Below are 16,932 nucleotides of genomic sequence, written 5' to 3' on the forward strand. Positions count from 1 at the left end.
CTTCGCGCTATCAACCTCAGCGATGATATGGACAAGTATTGGGATTTCCATATCAGAGAGGAACAGAAACGTCTTTACGGGACTTACGAATGGAAAATGGCTGCATGAAAAGTAGCCACACCCTAATTAATCAAGGCTGTTTTGCAGATTCTGGAATTATCAGTCAGTTCTATATCAGTTCTATATCAGTTTATATCAGTCTATATCAGTTGATAGTCGGTAGGAGGGCAAAATGACCACACTTGTTGATAAAGTAGTTGACCAACTAAAGACCTTACCATACGAGATGCAGTGGCGGGTCTTTGAATTCACGCGCGCACTCGTCGTGTCCGTTCCGCACGGCGTTCCTGGTTCACAACTATTGCGGTTTGCAGGCGCGATCCCACTAGATGATTTACAACTGATGCGCCAAGCGATTGAAGAAGGTTGCGAGCGGGTGGACACCAATGAATGGTAAATACCTTCTTGATACCAATATCGTTATTGCCCTGTTCGCAAATGATACCGCGGTTAAAGACAACCTCGCCAAAGCGGATGAAATTTTCGTCCGTGGTTGTTGCGTGTATACCGCTGCAACGGTAGGTTAAAGACAACCTCGCCAAAGCGGATGAAATTTTCGTTCCCAGCGTCGCGATAGGTGAGTTGTGTTTCGGCGCGCGAAAATCAGCGCGGGTAGATGAAAACCTGAAGCGTATTGACGAATTTGTCACCAATAGCGCCGTGCTGGGGTGCGACGCCGAGACTGCACGGCGATACGGGGAAATCAAAAATGCGTTCCGGGTAAAAGGACATCCAATACCAGAAGAGGAATGGCACAATAGCATTACCAAAGACGCCATTGCTGAGGCGATCAAGTTGTCGGGTGAGGCATTTCTCAAACATGCAGATGAGTTTGTGCTGGAGCCAATACCGGCATGAACATTCTGGATGAGAACGTCCTCGAAAGTCGGCGGCAACTGCTAATCAAGTGGCATGTGCCTTTTCGGCAAATCGGCTACGAGGTAGGCAGGAAATTGCGGCGTGCTACGGCGTTTGGCGAAATGCTCTTGCCCTGAGAAGACTTCTGCGAAATGAGCGCATTTGACGAGGTCAACTTGAAGACGATATTGGAGCAAATCCGTGCTCAGGCTATAGAGGAAAACATCCGTATCACTCAGCACGCGCAACAGGAGATGGCGGAGGAGAACATCACGCTTGACGAGATTCTTCAGGTAATTGCCACAGCCCAGATATTGGAAAACTATCCTGAGCACAAAGGAGGACCATGCTGCTTGCTTAATGGCGTTACCGTTCACGGACGTCCTGTGCATATTGTATGTACGACAGCCCAGCCAGTGTTGATTGTGATTACGGTGTATGATCCCAAACCACCGAAATGGGTGACACCCACCCAAAGGAAGCGATAAAATATGAAGTGCAGTATTGTAGGATGTCCTGGTGAGTACGAAGAACGGCAGATCATCCATACCGTGCGATATCATGGACAGGTGATCGTGTTTGATCATGTGCCAGCCGAAGTTTGCTCTGTATGTGGCGACGTGCTTCTAAGACCAGAGACCGTGCGTCGGATCGAGACGTTGTTGCAAGCAGCAATGCAGCCAGCGAGAGCAGTTCCCCTTTACGAGTTTGCTTAAGGGGCACTTCGGCAAACACTCGCCTGCCGACAACGCCTGAACGATTTCTTGTTGGTGCTGGCTGGCAAAGGGCGGTGTTGCGTCAGGCTCTGCGTTCTGCATCATGCCCTTCCTATCCAAGCGTCGTCGGTCAGTCGCAAGTATGGCGTAGCGAGTTGAATATTCTACAAAGCAAGGTACACTGATGATTGAACAAATACGCGCCAGGATTCAGGCAGGACAATTCGAGTTCTCAAAGCACGCCGTTGACCAAAGCGTCCTCCGTCGTAACCGTTCAGGTATAGCTGCACGGATTAGCACGGATAAATAACACAGGACAGAAGGCGGAAGTGTAGGGACAGGGCTTGTCCCTGTCCGTGCTTGTCCATGTCCGTTCCGTAGACGGACAACCACAAGGGTTGTCCCTACAGCCTAAGGACAGACCCGAATCACGGACACGGCTCACGGATTTTCCGTGTTTCATCTGTGTGCATCTGTGGCTGAACGGTTACCCTCCGTCAAATCAGCGTACAGGAATTGCGGGAGGCGATTGCGAATGGCGAGATTATCGAAGACTATCCAGAGGATAAGTATGGTCCAAGTTGCTTACTGCTGAAGCGTTTACGACACGCCTGCGAGATTCGGCAGTCACTTTCGCAGAGATTGTAGAAAGAAGAACGGTATGAGCGTTACGGTTGCTCAAATGAACAGAGAGGAACTGAAAGAAATCATTTTACTGCCTCCCTTTCTGGAAAAAGTTCAAAATCTTCTTATGGATAATCTCATTGGCCGAAACTAAATAGGAGAGACCTGCTTCCGGGCCTTCCAAGAGGGGGAAATCATCCAGACCTTGGCCATAGGCGTCACTAACCATACAGCCGGCTTCTTTGGCGATGAGGTAAGAAGCAGCAATATCATAAGGACACGGACCCAGTATCTTCCCTCCCCCCAGAACCTTGGCGGTCTTGAGGCTCTCCGGGTATTCTCTGAGAAGCCGGCCGCCCACGTCCACATGGGCATCCAATTGTCCCAGCAAGATGCGACTGGTGGTGAAGGAGGAGCTGCTCAGGAGGAAGCAGGCCCCTTTAACGGCGGAGGTATCCACTAATGAACCAATAAATTGAAATAGAGGTAAACTTGGCCGTCCTACCACTTCAAAACTCCATCTTAATCTCTCCATATCCTGATTAGAAGAGAGCACCACCGGGATTTCTTCCTGGTTAGGGAATATCTGGGCAGCGCCTCCGCTCCCCTGCTCCTGTGCTCCCCGGCTCCTTTGTGCCTGACAGTGGAATATCTTTGTGCCTTTACCTCTTTCAGCCCAAAAAAGGCGATCCCCTTTTATCTCCTTCAGACAGCCGTATTTAATATCTTTAAACGCCGGCTTCTCCTTCCGGTAATCAGCCAGGGCCACAGAGACGCAAGCGGCTTCAAAACCTACGGCCGCCGGCCGCGAGCCATCAACCGGGTCAACTACCAGGAGAAAGCGAGGCGCCGGGCCGAATTTTACCAAACCTTTGTCTTCTGAAAAGTAAGCCCAATCAGGGCCTTTATCTTTAACGCACTCATAAAGGATCTCTTCGCCTATCTCATCAATCCGGAAGGTAGGATCGCCGCTGGCCGCCCACCCGGTGATTTCTCTGGCTGAAGCCTGGCCCAGATAAGGACTGACCGCAGACCATATCTTCTCAGTTAGAATTAACACCACATCCTTTTCGTTCATTACCCCACCTCTCCCCCCTACCTTGAGTATAACTTAAAAAATCCCGCTAACTATTCAGCCACTGATTAACACGGATTAGCACGGATAAAATAATTCGACCTGTACGGTTAGGCTGAGCCTTGAAAACCGCTAAAGCGGTTATGATTCTATATGTTGTCTTATTCGCATCACCCTGATAAATCAGGGTGCTAATCTCAGTAGAAATGGGGATATTAATCTCGCTAGAAATGAGGAGATGATGAGAATAGCACCCCGATTTATCGGGGTGAATCGGTAGAGAACAAGTCCACCTCCTAACCGCTTCAGCGGTTTTTTAACCAGACAGGTTGCCTTTTTTGAATCTGTAAACGAGCCGTGCATTTCATAGCCAGAAATATGCCAACTCTGCCGAAAAAAACCGACCTGTACGGTTAGGAATTACAAGCAATTTCCCTCAAACCTGAAAGGTTTGAATTTTACATAACCACAGGTGAACCCTGCGAAAACGAAACATCTACCACAGCTCAACCCTGAAAGGGTTGAATTCTATGTGATGGATAATATTCGACCCTTGCAGGGTCGAGCGTTGCAGGTGTATTTATCTTCCGTAGCTTGCATCTACGGCTATTTAAAATTTGACGCTTTCAGCGTCAGTAGTCTACAACCTTAACCGTACAGGTCGAAAAAAAACTTGAACATCGAGTAACAAACCCCGACCTGGGCCTACCAATTAACCCCGAATGGACACGAATACAGTTCCATTTTGTCTACCTCTTACAGATAATTCTCTTCCAGATATGCCTTCCTCTCTTTAGCCTTATTAATCCACTTACTATTAGGATATTCGTGGATAAGCCTGCCGTAAGCCTCAACCGCTTTTTTGTAATCCCTGGTTTCATAAACCCGGTCGTAAAGTTCCCCCATATTAAAGAGGGCCTGTTCCGCCTCCGGGGTATGGGGATGGTTCGCTACTACCTTATGATATTCGGCTAAGGCCTGTCGATAGTCTTTTAGTTTTCGATAGCTATCAGCCACGCCCATTTGCGCCTCAGGCGCCAGAGAACTGGCCGGATAAAGATCAAGCAAACGGAGGTATTCCAGCCTGGCATTTACGTAATCTTCTTTGGCATAATTAGAGTGGGCGATCAGAAGCTGGGCATCGTCCAGTAGATTACTTTGGGGATAACTGTCCTTAATATCCTCGGCGGTAGTAATGGCCGCATCAAAGGCCTTATTGTCGAATTGACACTGGGCTATTCCAAAGGTGGCCTTATCTAACAGTTTACTTTTGGGATAGTTGCTGATTAACCGCTCATATTCGGTTATGGCTTGATCGCATAACTTCCTTCGATACAGATCCTCAGCCAGATTGAACTGTTCCTGATCCTCCGGCACCTTTAAGCCTTCTTCCACCGGTTCTTCCGGTAACTCTTTTCCCCCTATCGGCCGGGGCTTGAGAGGCAGCTCTTCTTCCTTCAAGGGCTCTCGGACAAGGGGAAGAGGCAGGGCCTCGGTTTCTCCCTTATCCTTTACGGCTGTCTCTTTGACCGCCGTATCAGCCTCTTCAGACACAACTGTCTCTTTAACCGCCGTATCAGGCTTTTCATAACCTGATACCTCTCCCCGCGTTTCACTGCCGACTTCTCCTTTTGTTTCCTCAACTTTTTCCCTGGCAAAGGGTGAAGCTTCCGGTTTCTCGGCTGGTCCCTTCAGTTCCTGGATCTTTTTGGATAGGGCTTCTTCAAAGGCTTCTCTGGCCTTAAGATTGGCCGGATCTTCCTTTAAAATTTGACCAAGGATGACCAGAGCGCGCTCATACTTCCTTTCTCTAAGGTAACTTAACCCCTCCTCCAGCGAGGCCGCTTCTTTAGCCTGGCTATATTGAGCTGAAACAGGCAGAAGGGAAATCACCACCATAATAAATAGTAATCTCTTCATTCTTTCTCCATCCATAATTCTTCATTTTCTACTTCCGGGACAGAGATATTCTTCAGGCTGGGATCAAGCTTGATGGCCTGGATGTAAGCATTAATCGATTCCGTGTCCTTACCCATATCCTCATATACTCTTCCCAATTCCAGGTGAAGATAAGCGTCTTTAGGATCGAGTTTGACTGCCTCCTCCAGGACGCTGACCGCCTCCTCATAATCTCCGGCCAGATAGTAAAGTTCGGCTTTTTTTATGTAATCATCTTTAGTTAATGGAGCTTTCCGGCTCTCTGGCTTAACCCCCGTCTCTTCCTGTGGCCCGCATCCTCTGCAACCCCAGAATCCACCGATCAGGATTAAGCTCAGGACCAGTCCGACTATCCACCACCAGCTATTATTACTACTCATGTCTTGTCTCCTCTTCTATTTTTTTTGTATCTATTCAGCCACGAAGACACTAAGACACATACGTGTCTTCGTGCCTTGGTGGCTGAACGGTTACAAAACTTTTTTGCTCTGTTGCTCTCTACGACACATACATTTTAATAAGTGGCACAATACTTTGTGCCTTCGTGCCTTAGTGGCTGAATAGTTACTATATTTTTTCAAAGCCGGTTATACCCTGCTCCGCTAAACCATTAATCAATTGAGTCGCTATCCAGCCATTAAACAGGCCGGTAATGGTAGAAAGAATAAGTAAAAAAGGCAATTGAATAAAGATACCGATATGTTTGACCAGAATAAGATAAACGAGGCCAATTTGAATCAGACTGTGAGTTATCGCCCCGATCACACTGATCATCATCAAAGAAAGCCCCGGATAAAACCATCTTAAGCTGAACCCCATAATTCCTGCGCTGCCGAGGCCGCCTGATATACTGAGGATAAAAGCAGGTCCCAGTAAGGTGCCGCTTACCAGACCTCCCAGGATACATCGCATAATAGTTACGATCATTCCTCCCCTTAGGCCAAAAACCACCAGGGCTAAGATGGTGACTATATTAGCCAGCCCCAGCCTGATCCAGAGAACAGGGGTAAAGATAAGGGCTTCTATCGTATGAAGAATGACGGCTAAAGAAGTGAGCAGGGCCATTCTGGTTATTTGGTTAGGCTTAAGTCTCATTATATCAATTATCAATTGTAACTATTCAGGTAGATAGGCTGAAGGCTGAAGGTGGAAGGCTTTTAGGGACAGCCTTCAGCCTTCAGCCTTCAGTCTATGCTGAACGGTTACCAAGGGCTAATTATTAGTCATTCTTGACGAAGTTATAACTTTCCCCGCCGGGGTAACGATAATTCCTTCTATTCCTTCAAGCTGCTCGATGAGTTTCATCCCTTCAATGGGGCCGGCAATAAATACAGCCGTAGCCGCTACGTCTGCCTCAATGCAGGTCGGTGCAGTGATAGTGACACTAATACATTCGCCGGCCGGATAACCCGCTCGAGGATCGATTATATGGTGATATCTGGCTCCATCTTTGATAAAGAAACGCTCATAATCTCCTGAAGTAGCTACGGATGAATCCTTCAGTTCCACCACCGTCAAAATCTTATCCTCTCTCGGATGTTGAACGCCTATCCTCCAGGGTTTTCCCTTATGGTTTCGACCTATCGTCCTTATATCTCCGCCGGCATTGACCAATCCGTGGGTAATGCCTTTTTTAACCAGGACATCAATAGCTCGGTCCACCGCGTATCCCTTGGCTACCCCACCTAAATCGAGTTTCATCCCGGGCTCAAGGGCGCATTGCCACCCCTCATCTCCCGCCGCTCGTCTCTCAATGGCCACTCTTTTATAATCCACCAGCGATAGGGCCGACTTAAGCCGGTCTTTAGGCGGAAGTTTATAAGGTGGCGCCTGTTTGAAATCCCATAATTCGGTTACCGGGTCAATGGTTACATCAAACAGTCCATTGGTTAGTTCAGAATACTTGATCGATGTTTTTAGCACCTCCATGAGTTCAGGGCTGATCTCTTGGGGGGTCTCACCCAACCGGGAAGGCTCGCTTTCCGGTCCTTTACCCAGAAGGGTCTCGATTCTTTTCATTTCAGAGAAGGCCGCCTTGATGGCCTCATCCGCTTTCTTTCTATCCTGATCCACTACCTTTATTTCCACTAAGGTATCCATCAGGGAATTGGTCCTGACTATTAGTTCCTTTTGACACCCGGTGATGAAAATAATTCCTATTATGAGGCAATATAGACAGTTTAGCATAGCGTGACCTCCTAGCCACCCTCAAAGAACAACCTAACGGTTGTCGTAGGTGTTCCCTAACTTTCATGGTGCCCTTATAATTCTCGCCGATAACACCAATGTTGCGGGGTAATACTATACTAAGCATAGTTTACGCCTAAGGATAGAAGTTGTCAAGTTATAAATTACTTTTTTGTAAGGCTAATTGTATCTGCTTAGCCACCAGGACACGAAGACACAAAGATTACAGAAAATTTAAGAAGGTGCTTGACAAGTATCCGGGGGTATGTTATACTACTGGTCGATGAAATCAAGGGCGGTTAGCTCAGTTGGGAGAGCGCATGCGTCACATGCATGAGGTCACAGGTTCAAGCCCTGTACCGCCCACCAACTTAACTGATGGCGGATTCTCAGAAAGAGGAAACTCCGCCATCTGAAATCCACCATCCGAAATAAAAAGAGGGGGTAACTATTCAGCCACTGATTGACACGGATTAGCACGGATAAAATAGAATGAGTTTAGTAAGTGTTCAGCCACAAAGACACTAAGACACAAAGATTAAAGAATTATTTCTTAATAGCTCAACAGAGCAGTAGCCCAGTAGTTAAAGACTTTTCTGAAAGTTCCAGAAGTGCTGCTCTATTGCTCTACTGCTTTCTAAGGCACATACTTTTTAATAAGTAGCACATTAAAATTGATTAAAAACCAGACTCCTTTTTACCACGAAGACACAAAGAGACTAAATTCATAAATAATTTCCCCTTCGTGTCTTCATGCCTTGGTGGCTGAAGGGTTACCAAAAAAATCAGTGTTTCATCCGTGTAAATCTGTGGCTGAATAGTTACAAGAGGGGTAAGGAATTGGATGAGCAATTAGGATTATTAGTTAATCTGCAAGCAGTGGATGGTAGTATTCATGAGTTGGAAGCATCCAGGGCCGATCTTGACGCAGGGATTGAAAAATCGCGGGATTGTTTTAACCGTGAATCCGAGGATTTTAACCGGCTAAATCAGGAGCTGGAAGAAAACAGAAAGGAGCTTAGAAGTCAGGAGAGAAAACTTCAACAGACAGAAGATAAGCTGGCTCATTATGAACAAAAGATATATTCTGTCAAGAGCCAAAAGGAGATGGAGGCGGTAGACCACGAAATCAAAGCCGCCCGGGAGGAAAAAGAAAAGCTGGAGGAATCGATCCTGTATTTACTTGAAGCCATTGACGAACTTTTGGTTAAGGTGACGGATGAAGAAGAGAAATTAAATCAGGCTAAGGCTAAGCTGAAGGATGAGGAAGGAAACTATAAAAAGCGTTTAATCCGGTTCAATCAGTCTATACAATCTAATAAAGAAAAACGAGAGGAGATCTTGGGAAGGATTCGTTCGGAGAATCTATCATTATACGAAAAACTTCAAACTAACCGGGGCAATTTAGCGGTAGTCTCTATTCTTGGAAGGGCGTGCGGAGGCTGTTTTATGACCCTTCCTCCTCAGGTGATCAATGAGGTTAAGGCTAATGCCTCCATAATTAGATGTCAAAGTTGCACGCGAATCCTTTATTGGGACGAGAAAAAATAACGACCTGTACGGTTAGGCTGAGCCTTGGAAACCGCTAAAGCGGTTATGATTCTATATGTTGTCTTATTCGCATCACCCTGATAAATCAGGGTGCTAATCTCAGTAGGAATGGGGATATTAATCTCGCTAGAAATGAGGAGATGATGAGAATAGCACGCCGATTTATCGGGGTGAATCGGTAGAGAACAAGTCCACCTCCTAACCGCTTCAGCGGTTTCTTAACCATACAGGTCGAAAAATAGTAAGCATAAGGTAACTACTCAGGTAATCAGCCGATCGGTGACCACTGATTACTCCTCACCGATAACCGATGACATGGTTACCCCGATTTAGTGAGAAGAGTCATTGATTACTGATTACCGATCATCTGATTAAGGGATGCTTAAGTAGATTATTGGTATGGCACACGATAGCAGTCTGATAGATCCAACCGTTTTAGTTATTTACACCGATGGGGCAGCGAAAGGGAATCCTGGGCCGGCCGGCGCCGGAGCGGTCATCTATAATAGAGACGGTATCAGGCTAAAGACCCTTAGTCAACCCCTTGGCCGGACCACAAATAATGTGGCTGAATATCGAGCCTTAATTCTGGCCCTTAAAGAAGCGGAAGAGATAGGTGGTAAACAGATTAGACTTTACAGTGACAGTGAATTGATGGTCAGACAGCTTAAGGGAGAATATAAGGTGAAGAATATGGGATTAAGACCGCTCTATACTCAGGCCGTTAGACAAATAAAAAATTTTGAAGAGGTGAACATTTCTCATCTCCCCAGGGAAGATAACGAAGAGGCTAATGCCCTGGCTGACCAAGCCAGCAAGATGCAGAGTCCAGAACACAGAGCCCAGAATCCAGAAGGCCGTTGATTTCTGTATTCTGGGTTTTTTAACTATGCCGAAGTGGTGGAATTGGCAGACGCGCATGGTTCAGGGCCATGTAGGAGTAATCCTGTGGGGGTTCAAATCCCCCCTTCGGCACCAGTCTAAAGTTCCCATCAGACACCAGGAGTCTGGCCGGCTCCTGGTGTCTTTGTGGTTAATTAGTTGTTAAGCTGTATCCTCATCAATAAATCAGGGCCCTAATCGCCTATCCCAAAACTTTGGCGAGATGAAAGCCGATAAAGGGGGTGGCGACAACTGCCGAGGGATAAAGGACGCCAGTGGTCGCTCCCCAACGGTGGCGGCGCGGATCGGTTTTGGGATAGGCTCTTAGTGAATAAGAGTTGAGAACTGAGGGTGAAGAGCGGAGAGGTTTCTTCTCTCAACTCTCAACTCGGGGTGGGTTATAGTATTACCCTGCCACATTGGCGTTGTCGGCGAGAATTATAGATACACCGCAAAAATAGGAACCACCGATTAGACCGAGGGTATATTTTTAATAATATCGGTGAAATCTGTGGTTTCTTTTGGAGGTGGCTTTGCGGCGCTATGATAACACAAGATATTATAATAGTTGTTGACGACCATGATGATCAGCGGGAATTTCTTTATGATACTTTAACGAATGAAGGATACCATACTATTCCTGTCAAAAGTGGGGCAGAGGCCCTGGAGAAAGTCAAGGAAGTCTCCACCAATGTAGTCATTACTGACCTAAAGATGCCTGGCATGGATGGCCTTCAGTTAATGAATGCCCTAAAAAAGACCTATCCGGCTATTGAGGTAGTTGTCGTTTCCGGGTATGGAACGATAGAGGATGCAGTGGAAGCTATGAAGCAGGGGGCCTTTGAATATATAACCAAACCTATTCGGGTTAATGAGTTGAAGATTATTGTCAAGAAGGTTATGGAACAACAGAAGCTAAAGGAAGAGAATAGAACCCTCAAGAGGAGGCTGGGGAGCAAGGAAGGATTTCACAATATTATTATTGGTCGTGAGAGTAAAATGCAGGATATTTACTCCCTCATTGAGACGGTGGCTGACTCTAATGCTAATATTCTTATTCGTGGGGAGAGTGGGACAGGTAAACGGGTTATTGCTCAAGCTATTCACACCAATTCCTATCGAAAGGATCGACCTTTTGTGGAAGTAAGTTGTGGCGCTCTTCCGGAGACTATTTTGGAATCGGAGCTTTTTGGTCATGTCAAGGGGGCCTTTACCGGGGCCATAAAGGATAAAATCGGCCGATTTGAATTAGCCAATGGGGGGACTATCTTTCTGGATGAGATAGATGCCTTTAGCATGAACCTCCAGGTAAAACTCCTTCGAGTTATTCAGGAGAAAGAATTTGAAAGGGTAGGGGATACCAGAACTATCAAGGTTGACATCCGAATTATTGCCGCTACCAACCGGAATTTGGACGAAGAGATCGCCAAACGGAGGTTCAGAGAGGACCTTTATTATCGCCTGAATGTGGTCAATATTATGCTGCCTCCTTTGAGAGACCGAATAGGCGATATTCCCCTCCTGGTAGAGCACTTTCTGAGCAAATACAGCTACGAAGCCAACAAAGAGGTGTTGGGCATCCACGAAGAAGCGATGAAGATGCTTCTTCGTTATAATTGGCCGGGGAATGTCCGAGAGCTGGAGAATATTATTGAACGGGCGGTTGTTCTGGCTAAAGGTTCTTCCATTACTTTGGAGGATTTACCCAAGCCTTTACAAATAGTCAGGGATAGAAGGACCGGCCTTCAGGTAAAAAATATCCATAGGAGCTTGAGGCAATCTTTAGAAGAACCAGAGCGCCAGATCATTTTGAATGTCCTTAAACGAACTAACTGGAATAGAAAGCGGGCCGCTCAAGTTCTGGGAATTAACCGGAGTACCCTTTATAATAAGATGAGAAAATTTGGATTACATGATGATAATAATGAGGTGAAAGATGATTAAAGAGGCGTTCAATCAGGTTGTTACCGGCCAAGATCTAAGCGAGGAACAAAGTCGGGCGGTTATGGAAGAAATTATGAGTGGCGAGGCCACCCCGGCTCAAATTGCTGCCTTTATTACGGCCTTAAGGATGAAGAAAGAGACGGTGGCTGAAATTACTGGTGGGGCCAGGGTGATGAGGGATAAGGCCGTTAAGATAAAGGTGGAAGGTGATGTGGTGGATACCTGCGGCACTGGGGGGGATGAAGCCGGGACTTTTAATATTTCTACGGTAGCTGCTTTTGTGGCTGCCGGCGCCGGCGTTAAGATTGCCAAACATGGGAATAGGTCGGTTTCTTCTAAATGTGGCAGCGCCGACTTGCTTATGGCCCTGGGGGTCAAGATAAACCTGCCCCCGGAAGGGATAGAAAAGTCGATTCAAGAAGTGGGTTTTGGTTTTCTTTTTGCCCCTGATCTACATGGGGCGATGAAGTATGCTATCGGTCCGCGCCGGGAAATAGGGATTAGAACCGTATTTAATATCCTGGGACCTCTAACCAACCCTGCTGGAGCAAGGTATCAACTCCTGGGAGTCTATGATCCGGATTTAACCGAGATTATGACCCTGGTTTTGAGAAACTTAGGTTCGGAAAGGGTCTTTTGCGTTTATGGTGAAGATGGATTGGATGAAGTCTCTCTTTCTTCTTCAACTAAAGTCACTGAGCTTAAGAGGGGAGAGATCAATACTTACCGAATTAGGCCGGAGGAGTTTGGTTTTAAGAGGGCACCGCTTTCTGCCTTAGCCGGGGGTTCTCCTGAAGAAAATGCCTCGATGGCGATAGACGTGCTTAAAGGAAAGTTCGGCCCCAGGCGGGATATTGTCCTGCTTAATGCCGCTCTGGCCCTGGTAGCGGGCAAGCTGACAGAGACAGTGGAAGAAGGGATAAATCGAGCCGCCATGAGCATTGATTCCGGGGCAGCCCTGGCAAAGCTGGAGGCATTGAAGGAGCTGACCAACTCATTTTAGGTAAGGTTTCGAGTTCCGGGTTCCTTTAAACCCGAAACCCGACGACCCGCCAGCGGCTGCCCCCAACCCGAAACTTGAATAATCGTAAGCGTTCAGCCACTAAACCGCTAAAGCGGTTGCTTGGGTTTATTAGTATTCCCCCATTCACCCTGATAAATCGGGGTGCTATTCTCAGGCTTATTGAGTTTAGCACCCTGATTTATCAAGGTGTTACGGATAGGATAACATCTAGAATCATAACCGCTTTAGCGGTTTCAACCCCTGAACGGTTACGAATAATCGAGGAGGAAACATGAGTCAAGTTTATGGAAACTTTGCTTTTGTATTGCACACCCATTTACCTTACGTTTTGGCCTATGGTAAGTGGCCCTATGGTACTGACTGGCTGAATGAGGCCGTGGCAGAGACCTATATCCCGCTTTTAAATCTTTTAAATAGATTGATTGAGGAGGGTATTTCTCCTAAGTTGACTATCAGTATTACTCCGATTCTGACCGAGCAATTAGCCGATGAGTCCTTTAAGGTCGAATGTGTGAGTTATCTCCAGAATAAGATCGATGATGCCCTGGCCAACCAGGCGGAATTTAATCGGTTCAATAGGCCCCATATGTTAGAGTTGGCTAAATTCTGGCAGGATTATTATACCCGAATTATTATAGATTTTAAAGAAAGATATGGGAGCGATCTAGTGGGGGCCTTCAAGAAACTCCAGGATGAAGGTCATATTGAGATCATAACCTGCGCGGCTACCCATGGGTATCTCCCCCTGTTGAGCCGGGACGTGAGTATTCAGGCCCAGATCAAGCAAGGCGTGGCTACTTATAGCCGTCATTATGACCGCCCTCCCCGGGGAATCTGGCTGCCAGAGTGCGCCCACCGGCCCGGATATGAATGGACCCCCCCAGTGGGCGAGAAAAGAGCGGCCTATTCCCGTAAAGGTATAGAGGAATTCCTTAGTGAAAGTCAGCTTGAATATTTCATTATTGACTCTCATCTATTAGCCGGTGGTAAAGCGATGGGTGTCTATATTGACCGGTTTGAGGTCTTACAAAGACTTTGGTCCCGGTTCGAGAAAGAATATCAAGAGAGGCTGGAAGATCCAGAGAAAAGCCCTTACGAGGTCTACTTAGTCGGCGCCTCTCTCGAGGGTAAGAAGCCGGTGGCTGTCTTTACGCGGGATTCGGCTACCGGTCTTCAGGTCTGGCGGAGAGAACATGGGTATCCTGGAGAGGGGTGGTATCTTGACTTCCACAAAAAGCATTTTCCTGGTGGCCACAGGTATTGGCGGGTGACATCCGCTAAATGCGATCTGGCTGATAAGTGGGAATATAAGCCTGATAAAGCGGCGGAAAGAGTTCCTGAAGATGCAGGCCATTTTAAAGATATGATTAAAAATCGGCTCAGAACTCATTACCAAGCGGCCGGTAAACCAGGCATACTGGTATCTCCTTTTGCTACAGAACTCTTTGGTCATTGGTGGTTTGAAGGATGTGATTGGCTTTATCACGTCTTGAAAGGGGTGGCCCAAGATCCGGAAATAGAGCTTACTACCTGTGGGAGTTATCTTGACCAAAATCCTCCCAGCCGGGTTGTTTCTCTTCATGAAGGCTCCTGGGGTGAAGGCGGTTCCCACCGGATATGGCTAAACGACTGGACAGAGTGGACATGGAAACATATCTATAAAGCTGAGGCAGAGATGCAAGAATTAGCTAAGGAATTTGGCGAACGGGAGGATAGAGAGATGCGGGCTATCCTTAAACAGGCGGCCAGGGAACTCCTCTTACTTCAGTCTTCTGATTGGCAGTTTTTGATCTCCACCTGGGCTGCCCGGGACTATGCTGAAATAAGGCTGGTGGAGCATTACCAGAATTTCAAACGTTTAGCCGTGATGGCCCGCCGTTATGGCCGAGGGGAGTGGATGGATCCGGGGGAGTGGAATTTCCTGGGTTACTGTGAAGAAAAAAACCGGCCATTCTCGGATGTCGAGCCTAAGTGGTGGGCGGGGTAAGTTTCAAGTGGCGGGTGGCGTGTTGCAAGTCTATTAATCCGAAACGTAACCGTTCAGTCCTTTTTTGTCGTAAGGGAAGAGGAGGTAGTAGAGAGAGCGGATAATGTGCTCATGATAATTGCGTTACCAAAAACGCCCACGAAACCGCGGCCAGTCGAGAGTTCTAACGCCACGGATGTATTCAACCGTCGTCAACGATTTAAAGGCGCCAACCACGTCACCCACTGTAGGGGCAACCCTTGTGGTTGCCCCTGTGGTTGCCCTGTCATTTTGGGCAAGGGGTTGGGCACCCACAAGGGGTGCCCCTACGATTAAAATCTGTGTCATCCGTGTGCTATTCTATCATTCTCTTCGTGGCTTAGTGGCTTTGTGGCTGAACGGTTACTCCGAAACTAAAAAGGAGAAGTAACTATTTAGCCACAAAGATACGAAGACATTAAGATTATAGAAGCCAATAGGCAATAGGGCATTCTTCCCTCTTGCCTATTGGCTATTGGTTATTGGCTCTTGCCTATTGCCTTTGTGTCTTAGCGTCTTAGTGTCTTTGTGGCTGAATAATTACAAGGAGAATAGCTATGGCTACGGTGCGAGACATCAAAAATCGAATCAATTCCATCAAAAACATTAGACAAATTACCCGAACCATGATGCTGATATCCGCGGCTAAAATGACTAAGGCACATAATGCGGTCAAGGCTGCCAGGCCTTATGCCTACCATCTTCAGCAAATTATGGCTAATTTGGCCTTGAGGACAGAACGGGATATTCATCCTCTATTAGCGGAAAGAGAGGCGAAAAAGACGGGACTCATTCTCCTTACCTCGGATAGAGGCTTATGCGGTGCCTTCAACTCCAATGTTATCAAAAGGGCAGTTACCTATCTGGAAGAGTCTGCCTGTCCGACCACCATGATAACCATAGGCCGAAGGGGTAATTTGATCTTCTCCAGGAGAAAGGTAGAGGTGCTTAATTTTTATTCTATGCCTGATCCGGTCGGGTTTGAGCTGGCAGATAAAATAGGCGACCGGGTTATTGAGCTTTTTCTGAACCATACCTGGGATAGGGTAGAGGTGATATACAATAAAGCTACTTCTACCTTCAAGCAAGAAGTTACGGTGGAGAGACTGCTGCCTTTAACCCCGGCCAAGAGAGAGACAAGATATCTGACTGATTATCTTTATGAGCCTTCCCCTGGCGCCGTCCTCGAATCTGTTTTGGTCAGGCACATTAAGACCCAAATTTACCGGATGATGTTGGAATCAGTCGCTTCAGAGCATTCTGCCCGCATGGTGACGATGGAGAATGCCACTAAAAACGCTAAAAAGATGATCGATCACCTTATCCTTTCCTTCAACCGGGCCAGACAGGCAGCTATTACCAAAGAGGTAGCCGAGATCGTGGGCGGGATAGAGGCGTTGAAATAGTGACAATACAACAAATTGCTGAGATAATAAAAGACCTGGGATTCCCGATAGTAGTGGCGGGGAGTCTTGTTATATTTTGTCCTGCATAAGGTGGATAAATGAGAGGTAAGCTAAATCATAGGTAACCGTTCAGGGGGTAATGAAAGTTGAGGGGAAATTTTTGTAACTATTCAGCTCTTAAGACACAAAGGCACAAAGGCACAAAGACACAAAGATTACCAATAATAGCACACGGATTACACGGATGAGACGGATTGACACGGATAAAAATTTATTAGAAAAAATCCGTGAGAATCCGCCAAAATCTGTGTCATCCGTGTGCTATTCTATCATTCTCTTCGTGGCTTAGTGGCTTTGTGGCTGAACGGTTACAGAAAAATTTTGACAATACTCTAGCCGGTTGGAGGAGGGACATAATGGTTAAAGATCAAGCCATTGAGTTAATCAAGTTGCTTCCTGACGATTGCACGATAGAAGATATTCAATATCACCTTTATGTTCGTGAAAAAGTTGAGCGTGGAATCGAGGCGATCAATGAAAGGCGAATTGTCTCCCAGGAAGGGGCAGAAAGAAAGGTTCAAGAATATTGTGGATGGCGGATTTCGGATTTAAAATCTTCAGTCCGAAATCCACAATCCGAAATGAAAAGATGGAGGTAAGGA

At 46.7% G+C, this 16,932-nt stretch carries 18 protein-coding genes, 2 tRNA genes and 1 pseudogene; 16 read left to right on the forward strand and 5 right to left on the reverse strand.

Annotation, left to right across the window (positions count from 1 at the left end):
- Positions 1-232: 232 nt before the first annotated feature.
- From AB1797_01005 to AB1797_01035, 7 genes and pseudogenes are all read left to right on the forward strand, one after another.
- A complete protein-coding gene (locus AB1797_01005; GenBank protein MEW5766191.1) occupies positions 233-457 on the forward strand; it encodes a hypothetical protein in 225 nt (74 codons plus the stop codon).
- Entirely contained in the window at positions 447-587 is a 141-nt protein-coding gene (locus AB1797_01010) for a hypothetical protein (protein MEW5766192.1), read from the forward strand. Before AB1797_01005 ends, AB1797_01010 begins: the two co-directional genes overlap by 11 nt.
- Positions 588-642: 55 nt before the next feature.
- Entirely contained in the window at positions 643-918 is a 276-nt protein-coding gene (locus AB1797_01015; GenBank protein MEW5766193.1) for a hypothetical protein, read from the forward strand.
- Positions 919-1,094: 176 nt separating this feature from the next.
- Complete coding sequence (locus AB1797_01020) at positions 1,095-1,406, forward strand: DUF4258 domain-containing protein (protein MEW5766194.1); 312 nt, start codon at positions 1,095-1,097, stop codon at positions 1,404-1,406.
- 3 nt (positions 1,407-1,409) lie between these two features.
- Positions 1,410-1,634, forward strand: coding sequence for a type II toxin-antitoxin system MqsA family antitoxin (locus AB1797_01025; protein ID MEW5766195.1), 225 nt, complete (start codon positions 1,410-1,412; stop codon positions 1,632-1,634).
- Positions 1,635-1,818: 184 nt separating this feature from the next.
- Positions 1,819-1,944, forward strand: a complete 126-nt coding sequence (locus AB1797_01030; protein MEW5766196.1) for a hypothetical protein — start codon at positions 1,819-1,821, stop codon at positions 1,942-1,944.
- Between the two features lie 182 nt (positions 1,945-2,126).
- A pseudogene (locus tag AB1797_01035) lies at positions 2,127-2,228 on the forward strand (DUF4258 domain-containing protein).
- Between the two features lie 118 nt (positions 2,229-2,346).
- Here the strand turns inward: AB1797_01035 and AB1797_01040 are convergent.
- The 5 genes from AB1797_01040 to AB1797_01060 all read right to left on the reverse strand — a co-directional run bounded on the left by AB1797_01040 (position 2,347) and on the right by AB1797_01060 (position 7,458).
- Positions 2,347-3,336, reverse strand: a complete 990-nt coding sequence (locus tag AB1797_01040; protein ID MEW5766197.1) for an inositol monophosphatase family protein — start codon at positions 3,334-3,336, stop codon at positions 2,347-2,349.
- Positions 3,337-4,089: 753 nt separating this feature from the next.
- A complete protein-coding gene (locus AB1797_01045; GenBank protein MEW5766198.1) occupies positions 4,090-5,253 on the reverse strand; it encodes a tetratricopeptide repeat protein in 1,164 nt (387 codons plus the stop codon).
- Positions 5,250-5,651, reverse strand: coding sequence for a tetratricopeptide repeat protein (locus AB1797_01050; protein MEW5766199.1), 402 nt, complete (start codon positions 5,649-5,651; stop codon positions 5,250-5,252). Before AB1797_01050 ends, AB1797_01045 begins: the two co-directional genes overlap by 4 nt.
- Positions 5,652-5,838: 187 nt before the next feature.
- Positions 5,839-6,366 carry a Gx transporter family protein gene (locus AB1797_01055; GenBank protein ID MEW5766200.1) on the reverse strand — a complete coding sequence of 176 codons (528 nt, stop codon included), beginning with the start codon at positions 6,364-6,366 and terminating at the stop codon, positions 5,839-5,841.
- 117 nt (positions 6,367-6,483) lie between these two features.
- Positions 6,484-7,458: an FAD:protein FMN transferase gene (locus tag AB1797_01060; protein ID MEW5766201.1), complete on the reverse strand. Its 975-nt coding sequence runs from the start codon at positions 7,456-7,458 to the stop codon at positions 6,484-6,486.
- A gap of 293 nt (positions 7,459-7,751) precedes the next feature.
- Between AB1797_01060 and AB1797_01065 the strand changes: the two genes are divergently transcribed.
- From AB1797_01065 to AB1797_01105, 9 genes are all read left to right on the forward strand, one after another.
- Positions 7,752-7,827: transfer RNA gene (locus tag AB1797_01065), tRNA-Val, on the forward strand.
- Between the two features lie 471 nt (positions 7,828-8,298).
- Entirely contained in the window at positions 8,299-9,009 is a 711-nt protein-coding gene (locus AB1797_01070; GenBank protein MEW5766202.1) for a C4-type zinc ribbon domain-containing protein, read from the forward strand.
- A 399-nt stretch (positions 9,010-9,408) separates the two neighbouring features.
- The gene (locus tag AB1797_01075; GenBank protein ID MEW5766203.1) at positions 9,409-9,873 is read left to right on the forward strand and encodes a ribonuclease HI family protein; all 465 of its coding nucleotides are present in this window, start codon (positions 9,409-9,411) and stop codon (positions 9,871-9,873) included.
- A 27-nt stretch (positions 9,874-9,900) separates the two neighbouring features.
- A tRNA-Leu gene (locus AB1797_01080) sits at positions 9,901-9,987 on the forward strand.
- A gap of 447 nt (positions 9,988-10,434) precedes the next feature.
- The gene (locus AB1797_01085) at positions 10,435-11,835 is read left to right on the forward strand and encodes a sigma-54 dependent transcriptional regulator (protein MEW5766204.1); all 1,401 of its coding nucleotides are present in this window, start codon (positions 10,435-10,437) and stop codon (positions 11,833-11,835) included.
- A complete protein-coding gene (gene trpD / locus AB1797_01090) occupies positions 11,828-12,838 on the forward strand; it encodes an anthranilate phosphoribosyltransferase (protein MEW5766205.1) in 1,011 nt (336 codons plus the stop codon). The genes AB1797_01085 and trpD overlap by 8 nt, the downstream gene beginning before the upstream one ends.
- A 292-nt stretch (positions 12,839-13,130) precedes the next feature.
- Positions 13,131-14,846, forward strand: coding sequence for a 1,4-alpha-glucan branching protein domain-containing protein (locus AB1797_01095; GenBank protein MEW5766206.1), 1,716 nt, complete (start codon positions 13,131-13,133; stop codon positions 14,844-14,846).
- A gap of 575 nt (positions 14,847-15,421) precedes the next feature.
- Positions 15,422-16,270, forward strand: coding sequence for an ATP synthase F1 subunit gamma (gene atpG, locus AB1797_01100; GenBank protein MEW5766207.1), 849 nt, complete (start codon positions 15,422-15,424; stop codon positions 16,268-16,270).
- 416 nt (positions 16,271-16,686) lie between these two features.
- Positions 16,687-16,929 (forward strand): hypothetical protein, encoded by a 243-nt coding sequence (locus AB1797_01105; protein MEW5766208.1) that lies wholly within the window; start codon positions 16,687-16,689, stop codon positions 16,927-16,929.
- Positions 16,930-16,932: the final 3 nt, after the last annotated feature.

The sequence above is a fragment of the bacterium genome (assembly GCA_040753085.1).
In the GTDB taxonomy this organism is placed as follows: Bacteria; UBA9089; JASEGY01; order JASEGY01; family JASEGY01; genus JASEGY01.